This window comes from Candidatus Poriferisocius sp. (assembly GCF_965219775.1).
GTDB lineage: Bacteria > Actinomycetota > Acidimicrobiia > Acidimicrobiales > Bin134 > Poriferisocius.
This window is the reverse complement of sequence record NZ_OZ244793.1, coordinates 2952059-2967249: the sequence shown is the minus strand read 5'-3', so window position 1 is coordinate 2967249 and position 15191 is coordinate 2952059. Positions and strand designations below refer to the sequence as shown.

At 67.5% G+C, this 15191-nt stretch carries 13 protein-coding genes and 1 tRNA gene; 4 read left to right on the top strand and 10 right to left on the bottom strand.

Annotated elements, in window-relative coordinates; genetic code table 11:
* Nucleotides 1-2: 2 nt before the first annotated feature.
* The 8 genes from ACOQPQ_RS13410 to ACOQPQ_RS13375 all read right to left on the bottom strand — a co-directional run bounded on the left by ACOQPQ_RS13410 (nucleotide 3) and on the right by ACOQPQ_RS13375 (nucleotide 8547).
* Nucleotides 3-1088 (bottom strand): substrate-binding domain-containing protein, encoded by a 1086-nt coding sequence (locus ACOQPQ_RS13410; protein ID WP_420639918.1) that lies wholly within the window; start codon nucleotides 1086-1088, stop codon nucleotides 3-5.
* Between the two features lie 64 nt (nucleotides 1089-1152).
* Entirely contained in the window at nucleotides 1153-2181 is a 1029-nt protein-coding gene (locus ACOQPQ_RS13405; protein ID WP_420639917.1) for an ABC transporter permease, read from the bottom strand.
* Nucleotides 2182-2299: 118 nt separating this feature from the next.
* A complete protein-coding gene (locus tag ACOQPQ_RS13400) occupies nucleotides 2300-3076 on the bottom strand; it encodes an SDR family NAD(P)-dependent oxidoreductase (protein WP_420639916.1) in 777 nt (258 codons plus the stop codon).
* Entirely contained in the window at nucleotides 3073-4083 is a 1011-nt protein-coding gene (locus ACOQPQ_RS13395; RefSeq protein ID WP_420639915.1) for an LLM class flavin-dependent oxidoreductase, read from the bottom strand. Before ACOQPQ_RS13395 ends, ACOQPQ_RS13400 begins: the two co-directional genes overlap by 4 nt.
* 37 nt (nucleotides 4084-4120) lie before the next feature.
* Nucleotides 4121-5095, bottom strand: a complete 975-nt coding sequence (locus tag ACOQPQ_RS13390) for an alpha-ketoacid dehydrogenase subunit beta (protein WP_420639914.1) — start codon at nucleotides 5093-5095, stop codon at nucleotides 4121-4123.
* Complete coding sequence (locus ACOQPQ_RS13385; RefSeq protein ID WP_420640418.1) at nucleotides 5083-6153, bottom strand: thiamine pyrophosphate-dependent dehydrogenase E1 component subunit alpha; 1071 nt, start codon at nucleotides 6151-6153, stop codon at nucleotides 5083-5085. The genes ACOQPQ_RS13390 and ACOQPQ_RS13385 overlap by 13 nt, the downstream gene beginning before the upstream one ends.
* Nucleotides 6150-7511, bottom strand: coding sequence for a M24 family metallopeptidase (locus ACOQPQ_RS13380; protein WP_420639913.1), 1362 nt, complete (start codon nucleotides 7509-7511; stop codon nucleotides 6150-6152). Before ACOQPQ_RS13380 ends, ACOQPQ_RS13385 begins: the two co-directional genes overlap by 4 nt.
* 58 nt (nucleotides 7512-7569) lie before the next feature.
* Nucleotides 7570-8547 (bottom strand): zinc-dependent alcohol dehydrogenase, encoded by a 978-nt coding sequence (locus tag ACOQPQ_RS13375; RefSeq protein WP_420639912.1) that lies wholly within the window; start codon nucleotides 8545-8547, stop codon nucleotides 7570-7572.
* A gap of 176 nt (nucleotides 8548-8723) precedes the next feature.
* Here ACOQPQ_RS13375 and ACOQPQ_RS13370 point away from each other — a divergent pair, with 176 nt between their 5' ends.
* From ACOQPQ_RS13370 to ACOQPQ_RS13355, 4 genes are read left to right on the top strand one after another with little or no spacing between them, the layout of a single operon-like run.
* The gene (locus ACOQPQ_RS13370; protein WP_420639911.1) at nucleotides 8724-9830 is read left to right on the top strand and encodes a zinc-dependent alcohol dehydrogenase; all 1107 of its coding nucleotides are present in this window, start codon (nucleotides 8724-8726) and stop codon (nucleotides 9828-9830) included.
* A 10-nt stretch (nucleotides 9831-9840) separates the two neighbouring features.
* Nucleotides 9841-10734, top strand: a complete 894-nt coding sequence (locus ACOQPQ_RS13365; RefSeq protein ID WP_420639910.1) for an NAD(P)-dependent oxidoreductase — start codon at nucleotides 9841-9843, stop codon at nucleotides 10732-10734.
* 10 nt (nucleotides 10735-10744) lie between these two features.
* Nucleotides 10745-11785, top strand: a complete 1041-nt coding sequence (locus ACOQPQ_RS13360; RefSeq protein ID WP_420639909.1) for a LacI family DNA-binding transcriptional regulator — start codon at nucleotides 10745-10747, stop codon at nucleotides 11783-11785.
* Between the two features lie 30 nt (nucleotides 11786-11815).
* Nucleotides 11816-13153: a hypothetical protein gene (locus ACOQPQ_RS13355; RefSeq protein WP_420639908.1), complete on the top strand. Its 1338-nt coding sequence runs from the start codon at nucleotides 11816-11818 to the stop codon at nucleotides 13151-13153.
* A 55-nt stretch (nucleotides 13154-13208) separates the two neighbouring features.
* Here the strand turns inward: ACOQPQ_RS13355 and ACOQPQ_RS13350 are convergent.
* Both ACOQPQ_RS13350 and xsc read right to left on the bottom strand, forming a co-directional pair.
* Nucleotides 13209-13283, bottom strand: a tRNA-Arg gene (locus ACOQPQ_RS13350).
* Nucleotides 13284-13323: 40 nt separating this feature from the next.
* Nucleotides 13324-15081: a sulfoacetaldehyde acetyltransferase gene (xsc, locus tag ACOQPQ_RS13345; protein WP_420640417.1), complete on the bottom strand. Its 1758-nt coding sequence runs from the start codon at nucleotides 15079-15081 to the stop codon at nucleotides 13324-13326.
* Nucleotides 15082-15191: the final 110 nt, after the last annotated feature.

The following is a 15191-nucleotide window of genomic DNA, read 5'->3' as shown; positions in this document are numbered from 1 at the left end:
GCTCAGCCGTCCAGGAGCGCGGCCTGTTCGGCCCCGGACATCTCGGCGGACAGGTAGATGTCGCCGGGCAGGTCCGGCTCACAGGTCACGGGATTGGGTTCGCCCGTGACGGAGTTCTCGAAGGCGGTTGGCGGGAAGATCTCATCCTCGGGGGGCGTGCCGCCCGAGGCCAGAGCAACCGCCCACTGGATGGCCAGCCGGGCGTGGTCGTTCTGGGTGGAGAGCGTGTGGAGCTTGAAGTCGGGGTTGGAGTCCTTCTTCTCCTCCCAGAAACACGCCAGCAGATTGCCGTCGGAGGTGGCGATGGCCGGAATCGACCGACCGCTGTTCTCGAACTCGGGCAGGGCACCGACCAACGACGGGCCGAAGTCGGAGACGATCACGTCGATCTGATCATTGGCGGCGATCTCGGCGGTCAGCACCTGCTGCGTGACGGCCGGATCCCAGCCGGTCGGTGCGAAGGGCTGCTCACCTACGAAGGTGTAGTTGCCGGTCGGATCAAGCACCGAGTGGAGCCCCTCGGCCTCGAGGACACCCTGGCTGTTGCCCGGAGGCCCGCTCACCATCAAGATGTTGGCCCCCTCGGGGAAGTTCTCGATGATCCACTCGGCCTGCATGACCCCCCACTGGAAGTGATCGGCGTCAATGAAGGCGTGGTAGTCGACGCCGGCCTCACCACCGGGGGTCACCCGGTAGGGAACGGTCACGACGCCGGCCTCATAGGCGGACCGGAGAGCGGGAAGAATGGCCTCGCCCGCGTCGGGGAACACCACCAGGGCGTCCACCCCGGTGCTCACCATGCCCTGGATGTCGGAGATGGCCTTTTGGGTGTCCCCCTGGCCATCGGCGTAGTCCACGGCGGTCACGCTCGGGCACTTCGAGGCTTCGTCGCGAGCCGCGGCGGTGGTCACCAGGCGCCAGCTATTGCCACCGAAGCCATCGGTGAAGCCGAGCCTGATCTCGTCGGGCCCGCACCAGGACGGACCCCCGGAGCCGGCACCACCGGTGGACGACGAGTCATCGTCGTTGCCGCACGCAGTCGCGACAAGAGTGATTGCCAGCAACACGGCCAGCAGTCTCCAGATCATTCGCATAGTTGACATTCTTGTTTTTCCTCCATATTTGGGCGGTTTTGGGACGAAGCGATCGGCATCAACCCGGGGAGAGTTCGGGAAGGGCGGTCGGGTTGTCGGACGGTTCGCCGAACACCCGGTGGCGGAGCCAGGTCCAGTCGATCGTGTAGAGCGCCACACCCACCACGAGCGCAGCCGCCTCCACCAGCGTGCGGATCGCAGCGGTGACACCCAGGGCCAACACGAACTGATCGAGCTGGCTCAAGAACAGGGCGGCCAAAGCGGTGGCCACCAGGTTTCCTCGTCCGCCGAGCAGAGAGGTGCCCCCGAGCACGACCGCGGCCACCGATGCCAGCAGATAGTCCTCGCCCTGGAAGGCGGTCGGCTGCGCCACGATGCCGGCCAGGACCACGCCACCGATCCAGTAGAACACCTGGGCATAGATGTAGGCACCGACGCGATGGCGTTCTATGAACAGCCCCGAAGTGATGGCCGCGGTCTGGTTGGCCCCCACCGCCTCGAAGCGACGCCCCGCCACCGTCTTCTTCATCAGGAGGGTCGTGACGATGGTGGCGGCCACCGCGAAATAGACGGCGTTGGGGATCTCGAAGGTGATGCCGTCGACGATGTTGGACAGTCGCCGGGTGGTCGAACGGGGAATGCCCCCGGACACCCAGAACACCGCAGCGAACAACAGGGAATTGGTACCGAGGGTGGCCACGATCGGATTCAGCCGAAGGATGCCGATGAGGAAGCCGTTCAAGATCCCGGCCAGCAACAGGGCACCGAGGGCAATCAGGAGAGCCCGGAGCAATCGGTCGTCCTGACCCGCGGCCTGGTGCGTGCTGATGACCACCGCCAGGGACACCGAGCCGGCGACGGAGAGGTCGATGCCACCCTGCTGCACAACGAGGGTTTGCCCGAGGGCCACGATGGCCAGTGCCGAGGCGAAGGGCAGCATGCCCAGAAGCGGTCCCCGGGACACACTCGAGGACGCGAACAATGCACTGGCCGCAAACAGCAACCCACACGCCACCACCATGGTGGACAGGCCGCGGGAAGGACGGGGCAGACGCTGCAGGACGCCACCAAGCGGTGCTTCGCTCATTCCCCTCCTCCTCGACGACCTGATCGGGCTGTCGAGACCATAGACAATAATTCAATCGATTGCAAGAGTACTACCGGCGCAGCCGGGTTGGCGACCATTCTGCGCGTGGGCGGACGCCTCACACCAAGACCATCCCGCCGTCGATCATGATCACCTGGCCGGTCAGGTAGTCGGAATCCGCGGAGGCCAGGTACAGCGCAGTGCCGACGATGTCGGACGGTTCCGCCGGGCGGCCCCGCAGGATGTCGGCCGCGAAATCGGCCATCGCCTGACCAGGGGCATCGGCGTCGCCGATGTCGACCAGGTCGAGGTCGAGTTGGGTCCACAACGGCGTGTCCACCACCCCGGGGGCGAAGGCGTTCACGGTGATGCCGTCCTCGGCCAGGGCTCGGGCCGCCGCCTGGGTGAGGGCGTTGACGGCGAACTTGCTGGCGCAGTACGGGGCAAAACTCGGAAAACCCTGGCGGCCGGCGATGGACGACGTGTTGACGATCTTGCCCTTCCCGTTCGGGATCATCCGCTTGGCGGACTCCTGGATGCCCACCAGGGTGCCCCAGGCGTTCACGTCCATGATCGAGCGCCAGTTGTCCTCGTCGATATCCAGGAAGCGCTTGGGCTGGTTGAAGCCGGCGTTGTTGAACATCACGTCGAGACCGCCGGCGGACGCCACGAAGGAGTCCAAGGCATGAGCCATCTCCGAACGGACGCTCACGTCGGCGGTGAGGGCATGGGCCCCGGCCCCGATCTCCTCGCTCACCGCCGCCGCGGCCAGAGAGTCACGGTCGAGCACGCCGACGGTGGCCCCCTCGGCCACGAACGCGGCGGCAAAGGCACGGCCCATGCCGCTGCCCGCCCCCGTGACGACGATCCTTGAGCCTGCAAGGCGACCGGTCATGGTGTTGCTCCTTCAAAGTGGGGTATTACTTTCGTGGCGAACAGCTCCAACGAGGAAGTGCTCATTTCGATGGGTATCCCAGGTGGGCGGGCCCAGAAGATCAGTCGCTCAAAAGGGTGGGTGGTGCGGCGACGCTCGATCGCCTCGATGACCATCTCCGGGGTCCCCACCAAGTGGGTATCGCGCGACAACTGGTCGGGATCGGTCAGCGGGTCGGCCACCTGGGCGAGGTCGCCCGCCTCGGCAAACCACTGCTGGTACGTCTGGTACACGTAGAAGTAGTGGTCCTTCACCTGGTGCCAGCCTTGTTCGGGGTCCTCGCAGACGAACACCACCATGTTGGTGGCGATCTCACCGGGCTCGTGGCCGGCGGCCCGGGACTCCGAGGCGTAGACGTCGTACACCTCGGTAGCCGAACCGGAATCGGGCATGAAGTTGCAGCCGAATCGGGCGGCTCGGCGGGCGGCGGCCGGCGTCGACCCTCCGACCCAGATCGGCGGGTGTGGGTCTTGTGCCGGATGGGGCTTGACCGGCACGTCGGTGAAGTCGAAATGGCGACCGGAGAACGTCACGGCTTCCTGTGTCCAGGCCTGGATCAACAGCTCGATCGTCTCGTCGGTGCGGGCACCGCGCTCTGACTTGGCGACACCGAGGTTGGCGAATTCGGAGACCCGGTAACCGGGGGCCACGCCGAGTTCCAAACGCCCCCCCGAGAGGAGGTCCACCACAGCGGCCTCCTCGGCCAGTTTCAGGGGGTGATGCATCGGAGCCAGGAGCACGGCGGTACCCAGTCTCATCTTCTCCGTGCGCATCGCCATGGCCGCCAGCATCGGCATCATCGCCGGCAGATAGCCCTCGTCGGTGAAGTGGTGCTCGGAGAGCCACACGCCGCTGAAGCCCAGATTGTCGGCCCAGGAGATCTGGTCCAGGGTTTCCGAATACAGAGACTGCGGGTCGCGGTGCCAGGCCTCCGGGTTGCGGAAGTCGTACCAGATGTCGAATTTCAAGAGGTGCTCTCCTCCTGGTGCCAGGCAATGAGCATGTTCAGCCCATCGAGCGACGGATCTCCTCGAAGATGCGGTCCGGCGAGGGCAACGCCAAGTCCTCGAGGTTGTCGGCGGCGGGCAGGGGCACGTGTGGGGTGGTGATGCGCCGGATCGGGGCGTCGAGATCCCAGAACGCCTCGTCGGCCACGATGGACGCCACTTCGGCCCCCCACCCGAGCACTCGGGGATTCTCCTCCACCGTGAACAGTCGACTGGTCTCGGCCACCGAATCGAGCACGGTGCGGGTGTCGAGGGGCATGAGAGCGCGCAGGTCGATCACCGTGGCCTCGATCCCCTCCCCCGCCAGCCGGTGCGCGGCCTCCAGCGCTCGGGGCACCATCAGCGCCAGGGCGACGATGGTGCAGTCTCCCCCCTTGCGGACCACCTTGGCCATACCGAGTTCGTCGACCAGCTCGCCGTCAGGAACGTCCGCAGATGTCGCCATGAGCCCCTTGTGCTCGAAGAAGAGGACGGGGTCGGGGCTGCGCACGGCGGCCGCCATCAGGCCGATCACGTCCTGGGGCGTGGCCGGGGCCACGATCTTCAGGCCCGGCACGGCCATGGCCCAGTTCTCCACGCTCTGGGAGTGCTGGGCCCCGAAACGAACGGCACCGCCATTGCCCGACCGAATGACCACGGGACAGTCGACCTGGCCGTCGGTCATGTAGCGGGCCTTGGCGATCTCGTTGACCACAATGTCCCAGCACACGGCGAAGAAGTCGGCAAACATGATCTCGGCGATCGGACGCATCCCGGTCATGGCCGCACCCATGGCGGCCCCGAGGATGGCCTGCTCCGAGATCGGCGTGTCCACCACCCGCACGGGCCCGAACTCCTCCAGCAACCCCGCGGTCGTCTTGAACACCCCGCCGGCACCGGCCACATCCTCACCCAGGAAGATCACGGACGGGTCGTGCCGCATTTCCTGGGCAATGCCCCGGGCCACTGCGGCGCGATAGGTCAGTTCCGCCATTGCCAACCCCCGTCCGCCCAAACGTTCGTGTACAGCGCACCGGGATCCGGCACCGGCGCCTCCTTGGCCGCTTCGGTGGCGGCATCGATCTCGGCGGCCACCGACAGCTCGATCTGGGTGAGTTCCTCCTCGGGAACCCCGGTGCGCAGCAGACGCTGGTGGTACATCGGAATCGGGTCGTGCTCCAACCAGGCCTCGAGCTCTTCGGCCGGACGGTACTTTCCCTGGTCGGCCCGGCTGTGCCCGCCGTGACGATAGGTCTTGGCTTCGATGATGGAGGGACCGTCCCCGCCCCGCGCCTTGGCGATGGCGTCGGTGGCCGCCAGGTACACGGCGTCGGCGTCATTGCCGTCCACCACCACCGCGTCGAGGCCGTAGGCGGGGGCCCGGTCGGCAGCAGGATGGCGCACCGGGGTGACCTGGCCGATCGAGGTGTACTCCATGTAGAGGTTGTTCTCACACACGAAGATGGTGGGCAGGTCGTAGACCGATGCGAAGTTGATCGCCTCGTGAAAGGCGCCGATGTTGGTGGCGCCGTCACCGAAGAAAGCGACCGACACCTGATCGGTACCCCGCAGCTTGGCCGACCAGGCCGTGCCGTTGGCGATGCAGAGGTGAGCGCCGATGATGGCGTAACTGCCCATCATTCCGTGGGGGACGCTGGTGAGGTGCATGGACCCTCCCTTGCCCCCGCACAACCCCGTTGACCGTCCCAGCATCTCGGCGATGATCGGGCCGGCCGGGACGCCGCGGGCAATGGTGTGACCGTGCCCCCGGTAGGTGGCAAAGGAGTAGTCGTCGGAGCGCAGGGCCACGCCGAAGGCGGCCCCGACGGCCTCCATGCCCGTGGAGAGGTGGCTGGTTCCCTTCACCAGGTTCTGCAGGAAGAGATCGTGCAGGCGTTTTTCGAGCTGGCGGATTTCCTGCTGCTTGCGATACAGGGCCAGTCGGACCTCGGTGCTGATCGGCGCCTCATCGAGGGCGGGATCGAACGCCTCGGGGAGAATCGGGGGGTGGTCGCCGTAGGAGGCCTCGGCGTCGACGCGTGGCACCGTCAGCCCTCCCGGCCCGTGCCCGCCGCGGTGTTGCGATGGGACTCGGCTTCTCGCAGCGTGGACAAGGGGCCGTCGAAGGTCCAGTATCTCGTGCCGCACACCAGCAGCTCCTCGGCGGGGAATCGGGTGATCACCTCGCAGCCGTCGGCGGTGACCACCACCTCCTCCTCGATGCGGGCGGCGGACCAACCGTCGGCGGCCGGCCAATAGGTCTCGAGGGCGAAGACCATGTCCTTCTCCAAGACCTCGGGGTGGTCGAAGGAGATGAGGCGGCTGAAGATGGGGCGCTCCCAGATCGACAGCCCCACGCCGTGCCCGTACTGGAGGGCGAAGGCGGCCATCTCGTCGGCAAATCCGAACTCCTGGGCGGCCGGCCACACCGCGCAGATGTCGGCGGTGGTGGTCCCCGGCTTGACCAGCGCGATGGCCCGATCGATGTACTCCCGGCAGATCTTGTAGGCGTCTCGCTGCGCGGGCGAGGCGCTCCCGACCTGGAACGTGCGGTAGTAGCAGGTGCGGTAGCCGTTGAAGCTGTGGAGGATGTCGAAGAAGGCCGGATCGCCGGGCCGAATGATGCGGTCGCTGTAGACGTGCGGGTGCGGCGCACACCGCTCGCCCGAGATGGCGTTCACCCCTTCCACGTATTCGGAACCGAGGTCGAGCAGGGTCTTGTTGACCAGTCCGACGCATTCGTTCTCCCGCACCCCGGGCTTGAGGAACCGATACAGATCCTCGTAGGCGGCGTCCACCATCGAGCAGGCGTGGGTGAGCAACGTGATCTCGTCCTCGGTCTTGATCCGACGAGCCTCGAGAAAGAGCTGTTGGCCGTCCACCACGTTGATGCCCTTGGCGGCCAAGGCGGCCAGGACCGGCAGCTCGGCAATGTCGATGCCGAGGGGCTCGTCCTGCACTTCGTGCTCGGCCAGGACCTCGAAGACTTTGGCCGCCACGTCCTCGGCCATGCCGGCACCGGGGGGAATCGCTCCGCGGAGGGTCGAGAGGCCAGGGCGCGAGCCATGGGTCTGGTGGCACGACTCACCGGGCGTTCCGGCATGGGCGTGTCCGTGATCCAGCCAGGGGTTGTAGAGCTGGTGGTGGCGAGCGGCCGAGCCGAAGTCCCAGATGATCGGCTCACCGCCACGGGGCAACAAGGAGAAGCGGATCATCTTGTCGATGCCCCACGTGCCGATGTGGGTGGCGGTCATGTAGCGAATGTTGGCGAAGTCGAAGGCGAGGACCGCTCCGAGTTCCGACTGCTCGAGTTGCTGCTTCAGGCGGGCCAGACGGGACGTCCGGAGACGTTGCATGTCGACTCGTTGTTCCCAGTCGACGTTGTTGGGGCCGAAGGTTCGAATTGCCACGATCTTGCATCCGTTCTGTGGTGTCGGACAGGGCTCTGCGCCGTACGACGCTGGGGCGTCAGCCGGCGGTCATCTGCACTTTGACGTTGTTAGTGCGGTCCTCGGCCGCCTGCAGCGCCTCCGGACCGTCGGTCAAGTCGAAGACCGAGGTGATCATCGAATCCAGGTCGATGCCGGTCGCCGACATGAACCGGATCGTCTCGGGCCAGATGTCGGGGGAGCCGATCGTCCCGGTGATGGTCAGCACCTTGGCCTGGATCAGCCCCATGGCGGTGGGAGCGAGACCGCCGACGTTGATCCCAATGAAGCCGAGGCGGCCACGGTACCCGGCGATCTCCAAGGCCGATGCCATCGCCTCGGGATTGCCCGACGCCTCGATGACCACATCGGCCCCGCGACCTTCCGTGAGCCCGAGGACCTGCTCCTCGATGGGTCCGGCCGACGGATCGACCACATCGTGGGCCCCCATGCGGAGCCCGAAAGCGCGGCGCGACTCGGTCGGCTCCACGAGGATGACCCGCCCTCCCATGGTGACGGCGGCGGCCACCGCGCTGAGACCGATCGGCCCGCCGCCGACCACAGCCACGTCGTCGCCGCCCCGCACACCCCCGAGGCGGTCGATCGAGTGAAAGGCGCAACTGAACGGCTCGACCGTCGCGCCCTGCTGCCACGACAGCTCGTCGGGGAGCCGATGGGCCCAGTCGGCTCGGATCTTGAAGAGCTCGGCCGCCGCGCCGCTTATGGAGAATCCGAAGTGGTCGGCACCGCCGTTGACGGTGCATTCCCCGACGATGCGATCACCCTGCGAGAATCCTCGAACACCCCGTCCGACATCTACGATCTCGCCCGACCACTCGTGACCGGGGATGATGGGGAACTGGACGGGGATGATGTAGTTGTCGGCCAGCAGGTCGAAATCCGAGTGGCAGACGCCGACCTGACGCAACGACACCAATAGTTCGTCGTCACCGATCTCGGGTTCATCCACGTCCTCGACGCCGGCCACGCCGGCCTGGCTGAAGACCAATGCCTTCAACTGAATCCCCCTTCCATCCGCAGCAGGAATCGGATCGCCGAGATCGCCAACGGCGGATCCGACCTGGTGCCATCGCCTTTCCGGCGAACGGCAAGGGAATGGTACAATCGATTGCAATCACTGGCAAGCGAGCACGTTTCCCGACGGCGACCGCCACGACTCTAGGTTGAGGCACCATGAAAGCGGCCGTATACCACGCCCGACATGACATCAGGATCGAGGAACGGCCGATACCCTCGCCTGACTCGGGCGAGTTGCTCCTCCAAGTGGTGGGCGTCGGGATTTGCGGTACCGACGCCTCGGAGTTCACCAACGGACCGTCGATGTTCCCCATTGCCCAGGCGCACCCCGTCACCGGCCACTGCGGACCCATGGTGCCCGGCCACGAATTCGCCGGTGTGGTCGCCACCGTGGGTAGCGGCGTAACCGGCTTCTCCGAAGGAGATCTGGTGGCGGCGGGCGCGGGCATCTGGTGTGGCGAGTGCCCCCGCTGCCGTGCCGGGCGCACCAACCTCTGCGACCGGTACGCAACGGTCGGCCTTCAGCGCGACGGCGGGCTGGCCGAGTTCGTGGCCGTACCGTCGAGCTGCGTGCTCAACGTGGAGGGTCGGACCCTGAGCGGCGACACGGCTGCCCTGTCCCAGCCCATGTCCATCGCCGTCCACGCCATGCGACGCGGCCGACCCGAGGCCGGGCCCATGGTCACGGTCATCGGCGTCGGCGGAATCGGCGCCTTCCTGGTGCATGCGCTCGTCCAAGAGGGGTGCCACGTGACGGCCATCGACCTGGATGAAGCCCGCCTGGCGGTGGCGTCCGGGCTCGGCGCCCACCGGACCATCGCCGCCACCCGCGACCTGCCCCTCATTAGCCAGGTTGCCGACGCGGGCGTCCGAGCCGAGATCGCCTACGAATGCACCGGGGTGGCCGCCGGGGTGGAAGCCGCAGTGGGCACCGTCGAACAGGGTGGACGGGTGGTGGTGGTCGGCCTCCACAAGGCGCCGGTCGCCGTGGACCTCACCTCGGTCGCCCTGCAGGAAAAGGAACTGGTGGGGACGCTGGCCCACGTGTTCGACGCCGACTTCCGCCACGCGGTCGATCTCATCGAGGAGGGTATCGACCACTGGCCATCGGTGGCGCCCACCGTGCTGCCGCTCGACGATCTCGTCGCTGGGGGCATCCGGCCCATGGTGGAAGGCGGCGACCCCCCGATCAAGGCGCTGCTCGATCCCCGGATCGACGCCGAACGGGCCATCGACGTACTTACCGGCCCCGCGGCGAGCTGAGGAGGCACCCATGACCAATCCCAAGATCGGATTCATCGGCCTGGGGCGGATGGGGGTCATCATGGCCCGCCACCTGGTGGAGGCCGGCCACGACCTGATCGTCCACAACCGAACCCGCTTGGTAGCCGAGACCTTCACCGCCGAGGTCGGTGGCCGCCTGGCCCACTCGCCGGCCGAGGTGGCAGGCGAATCCGACATCGTCATTTTGATGCTGGCGGACGGTCCGGCGGTACTCGAGGTCATCGACGGCGACCAGGGCCTGACCGCGGCGCTGCAACCGGGTGCCACGGTGGTGGACATGGGTACCACCGGCCAGGCCCACACCGACGAGGCCCGACGACTCCTCGAAACCCGCGGCGGCACCCTGGTCGAGGCACCGGTCTCCGGATCCACGGCGGCCGCCGAGGCGAAAACGCTGCTCATCATGGCGGCCGGTTGCGACGAGGACGTCGAGCGGGCGACCCCCATCCTGGAGGCCCTGTCCCCCAGCGTCGTTCGGGTCGGCGGCGGCGGGGCCGGCGCGGCCATGAAGTTGGCCGTCAACTCGGTGCTGTACGCCATCAACGGGGCCATCGCCGAGTCGTTGGTCCTGGCCGAACGGGCCGGCGTGCCGCGGGCCACCGCCTACGACGTCTTCGCCCGCTCGGCGGTGGCCGCTCCGGTGGTGCACTATCGCCGACCCGTCTTCGAGGCCCCGGAGACAACCCCGGTCACCTTCGCCATCGACCTGGCCAACAAGGATCTCGGCCTGATTCTCGACCTCGCCGCCGCGGTGGGCGCCGACATGCCCCAGGCCGAGGCCAACCGGGAGATCATGCAACAGGCGGCCACGACCGGAATGGGTGCCGCCGACATGGGGGAGATTGCGACCTTCCTGCGCAAGGGCCGTCCGACGCAGGACTGATGAGCCGACAATGCGTGACGTGACCATGAAGGACATTGCCGCCGTTGTCGGCGTCGATCCCTCAACGGTGTCGCGTGCGCTCGACCCGACCAAGGCCCACCTGGTGCGGGCCGAAACCCTCGAGCGGATCCATGCCACCGCCAAGAACATGGGCTACCGCGGCGACCGAATGGCCGGTGCGCTGCGCCGCGGCTCGACGGGCACCGCCGGGGTGGTGGTGCCGGATCTGGCCAATCCCTTCATCGCTCCGGCGATCCACGGCATCGCCCGCGCCCTGATGCCCTGGCAGCTCGTACCGATCGTGGTGGACACCAATGACGATCATGATGAACTGGTGGCCAACCTGGAGCACCTCATGAGTCGGCGGGTCGACGTGGTCATCGTGGCGGCGGCGCGCTACGGCGACGGCGACTACCTCGAGGAGGCCGCCCGCCACACGCCCTTGGTCCTGGCCATACGCGGCATCCCGAGTTCGAGCCTCCCGCAGGTGCTCCACGACGACCACGCCGGAGGCCGACTGGCGGCCGAGCATCTCATCGAACTCGGACACCGCCGGATGGTCCAGTTGGCCGGCCCCCTCGACGTGGGCAATTTCGACGCCCGCCACGAAGGCTTTGCCACCGCGTGCGAAGCCGCCGGCGTCGAAGTCGTTTCCCTGACGGACACCGTGGATCGGCCCACCCGAGAGAACGGCGAGCGGCTGGCCCGTTTGCTCTTGGCGACCCACGGCGACGACATGCCCAGCGGGCTATTCGCCCACAACGACCTCATGGCCATTGGTGCCCTCAGCGCCCTGCGCGACGCGGGGCTGCGGTGCCCCCAGGACTTCTCACTGGTCGGCTACAACAACACGCTGGAGATGGACTTGGTGGACCCGGCCATGACCACGGTGCGCTATCCCAGCGCAGAGATCGGCCGCGCCGTGGGATCGCTCGTCGTCAACATGATCCGGGGGGTCGAGACCGAAGCACCCCCCCTTGATCTGGAGCCGCGACTCTACGTCCGCCACTCCACCACCACCCCACGCCGAACCCCCGTCCACTCCCGGTAGGCCACAGGCCGCCGCTACGGTGGGGCGCTGATGGCCGGTGACCTGCGCTCGGTTTGGGCCCACGGGGTGGGGTCTCGGGGTGATCTGCCCTTGCCGTTCACCTTGTTTGCCGTCGGCGCGGCCATCGCCTTGATGGCCACTTTCGTGAGCCTGAGCTTCTTCTGGCGCCGGTCGTGGCTGCCGGCGGCCGCTTCGGGTCGGCGCCTGGGTACCACGCAGGGCCAGGTACTGGACTTTTTGGCGGTGCCCGCCCGCCTGGCGTCGCTGGCCCTGTTCGTCTTGGCCCTGGCCAGCAGCTTGAGCGACGCCGCGACGGGGAGCCAGCGATTCGGCCCGCTCACCGTGTACGTGGCGCTGTGGGTGGGGATGGCCCTGGTGTCGGCGGTGGTGGGCGACGTGTGGCGGGTGCTCAGCCCCTTCGAGACCATCGCCGGGGCCATCGAGTGGGCCGCGGCCAAGCTGGGCCTGCCTCCCATGGAAGACTCCGGGGAGATTCGCGGCGGTTACTGGCCCGCGGTGATCGCCCTGGGGTGCTTCTTGTTCCTCGAGCTGGCCTACCACGACGGCACCACCAATCAGGCGGTGGGGGTGGCCATGATCGTCTACACCGTGGTGATGGTGGGCGGGTTGGCCCTATTCGGCAGGCGGTGGCTGAGCCAGGCCGACGGCTTCGGAGTGCTGTTCTCCCTGCTGGCGGCCATGGCGCCGTTGTACCGGGACGATACCGGAGCGATACGGCTGCGGGCGCCCCTGTCCGGGCTGACCACCATCGCTCCCCGGGTCGACCTGCTGGCGGTGGTGTTGGTGGTGTTGGGCGGGACCACCTACGACTCCCTGGCAGGCAGCACCCTGTGGCCCGACCTGGTGGGCTACCACCGAGGCTGGAGCGCCACCGCGGTGAACACCGCGGGGTTGGTCATCGTCATCGCCGTGATGGCCCTGCTCTACTACCTGGGGTCGCAGGCGGTGGGGTGGTACACCAACCAGACGGCCACCGAGGTTGCCCGGCGCTACGCCCACTCCCTGGTCCCCATCGTTTTGGGCTACACCGTCGCCCACTACTTCTCGCTACTGGTCATCGACGGCGGCCAGCAGTTCCTGCGCCTGTTGTCGAATCCCTTCGACCGGGGCTCCAACTGGTTCGGAACCGCCGACTGGTCGGTGAACTTCTTCCTGGTGTCCACCGACGCCATCGCCTGGGTGCAGTTCCTGGCCATCGTCGTCGGCCACATCGCCGCGGTGCTGGTGGCCCACGACCGGGCCACCGAGACCAGCCCCGCCGACAAGGCGGCCTGGGCGCAGCGCCCCATGCTCATCGTCATGGTCATCTACAGCGTCATCGGCCTCTGGCTCCTCCAAGAGGCCTGACCCCACTCCGCCCCCGACCGGGCCGACGTCGAAGCGGCGGGAGCGTCACGGGCGGCGCCCACGGCAGGATTCGAACCTGCGGCCTTGGACTTAGGAGGTCCCTGCTCTGTCCTGACTGAGCTACGTGGGCGGGAGGGCTCCGGGAGCCACTCGTACGGTAGCGGGCAGCCTCAGACGTAATCCCGGTATTTGTCCAGGTGGCGGACCGGGCGGCTGAGGGCGTCCTTGCGGAAGGGGTCGCCCAGTTCCATGGTACACATGGCCTCGATGATGGTGGTGCGACCACCGTTCATCTGGGCATCGATGGCCGCGGTCAGCGCCGGTCCCACCTCTTCGAGCTGGTTGACCCGCACGCCCTCGGCCCCCATGGCCCGAGCCACCTCCGACCAGTCCTCGCCGCCGTCGAGCTCGCCGGCCACGAACCGGCGACCGTAGAAGTCCACCTGGTTCTTCTTCTCCGCACCCCATTGGCGGTTGTGGAACACCACCGCCGTCACCGGGATGTTGTGGCGCACCGCGGTCATGGTCTCCACCATGCTCATGGCCCAGGCTCCGTCACCGGCGTAGGCCACCGCCGGCCGGTCGGGCGCTGCCTTCTTGGCCCCGATGATGGTGGGCAGGGCATATCCGCAGTTGCCCCAGCTCATGGCGGCGAAGAATGACCGGGGCTCCTCGAACCGCAGGTAGCTGTTGGCCACCGAGTTGATGTTGCCGATGTCGGTGGACACCATCACCCGCTCGGGCATGGCCCGCTCCAGCTCCCGCAGTACCTGGCGGGGATGCATCCAATCCACGCTCTCGGCGGCGGCTTGCTTGATCATGTCGATGCTGAAGTCGTCGGTCTCGTGGATCCAGTCGTCCAGCTCGGCTTCCCAGTCGTGCTTGTCGGCCGCGATCTCGGCGGCCCGCTGGGCCCGGGTGGCGTCGCACACCAGCTCCCGGTCGGCCAAACGCCGGGTGAGGGCGGTGGCCGCCGCTCCGGCGTCGCCGCAGATGCCCACGTCGATGCGCTTGACCAGCCCCAGCATCTTGGCGTCGGCGTCCACCTGGATGATCTTGGCGTCGTCGGGCCAGTACTCCATGCCGTGCTGGGGCAGGGTGCCGAACGGACCCAGCCGGGTGCCCAGGGCCAGCACCACGTCGGCCCGGGAGATCAGGCGCATGGCCGCCTTGGACCCCTGGTAGCCCAGAGGCCCGCACCACTGGGGATGCGACGCCGGGAACGAATCGTTGTGCAGGTAACTGTTCACCACCGGGCATCCCAACCGCTCGGCCAACGCCACCGTCTCGGCCATGGCGTCGCCCATCACCACCCCGCCGCCGGCGATCATCACCGGGAAGGAGGCCCCGGCCAGGAGTTCGGCCGCCTCGTTCAGGGTGCGGTCGCCCCCCGGTCCCCGATCCAGGATCTGCGGCGCGGGGATGTCCACGTCGATGTCGCCGTAGAAGCGGTCGCGGGGAATGTTGAGCTGCGTGGGTCCCATCTCCGAGAGGGCCCGATCGAAACACCGAGACGTCAGCTCGGCCATGCGGTGCTCGTTGTTCACGTGACCCTGGTACTTGGTGAACTCCTCGAACATCGGGAGTTGGTTGGCCTCCTGGAATCCCCCCAAGCCAATGCCCATGGTCCCGGTCTCGGGGGTGACGATCACCACCGGACTGTGCGCCCAGTAGGCGGCGGCGATGGCGGTCACGCAGTTGGAGATGCCCGGCCCGTTCTGGCCGATCACCACGCCGTGGCGTCCGCTCACCCGGCTGAAGCCGTCGGCCATGTGGGCCGCGCCCTGCTCGTGGACCACCGGCACCAGCTCGATGCCCGCCGGCTCGAAGATGTCCATGGCATCCATGAAAGCGCTGCCCATGATGCCGAAGATGGTGTCCACGCCGTGGGCCACCATCGTTTCCACAAACGCTTCGCTGGGGGTCATGCGGGTCATGTCTTCCTCCTCCGGGGATCGAGTGTTCGAGCGGGTGATGCCGTGGCGCCGTTGCCGTGGCGCGCCGAGGGGCGCAAGTTTATGGCACCCTGGGCAGGCCG

Excerpts from the sequence above, each read along its gene's own strand:
- ACOQPQ_RS13410 (WP_420639918.1), bottom strand. The coding sequence starts at position 1,088 with ATGATCTGGAGACTGCTGGCCGTGTTGCTGGCAATCACTCTTGTCGCG.
- xsc (WP_420640417.1), bottom strand. The coding sequence starts at position 15,081 with ATGACCCCCAGCGAAGCGTTTGTGGAAACGATGGTGGCCCACGGCGTG.
- ACOQPQ_RS13355 (WP_420639908.1), top strand. The coding sequence starts at position 11,816 with ATGGCCGGTGACCTGCGCTCGGTTTGGGCCCACGGGGTGGGGTCTCGG.
- ACOQPQ_RS13365 (WP_420639910.1), top strand. The coding sequence starts at position 9,841 with ATGACCAATCCCAAGATCGGATTCATCGGCCTGGGGCGGATGGGGGTC.
- ACOQPQ_RS13360 (WP_420639909.1), top strand. The coding sequence starts at position 10,745 with ATGCGTGACGTGACCATGAAGGACATTGCCGCCGTTGTCGGCGTCGAT.
- ACOQPQ_RS13405 (WP_420639917.1), bottom strand. The coding sequence starts at position 2,181 with ATGAGCGAAGCACCGCTTGGTGGCGTCCTGCAGCGTCTGCCCCGTCCT.
- ACOQPQ_RS13400 (WP_420639916.1), bottom strand. The coding sequence starts at position 3,076 with ATGACCGGTCGCCTTGCAGGCTCAAGGATCGTCGTCACGGGGGCGGGC.
- ACOQPQ_RS13370 (WP_420639911.1), top strand. The coding sequence starts at position 8,724 with ATGAAAGCGGCCGTATACCACGCCCGACATGACATCAGGATCGAGGAA.
- ACOQPQ_RS13390 (WP_420639914.1), bottom strand. The coding sequence starts at position 5,095 with ATGGCGGAACTGACCTATCGCGCCGCAGTGGCCCGGGGCATTGCCCAG.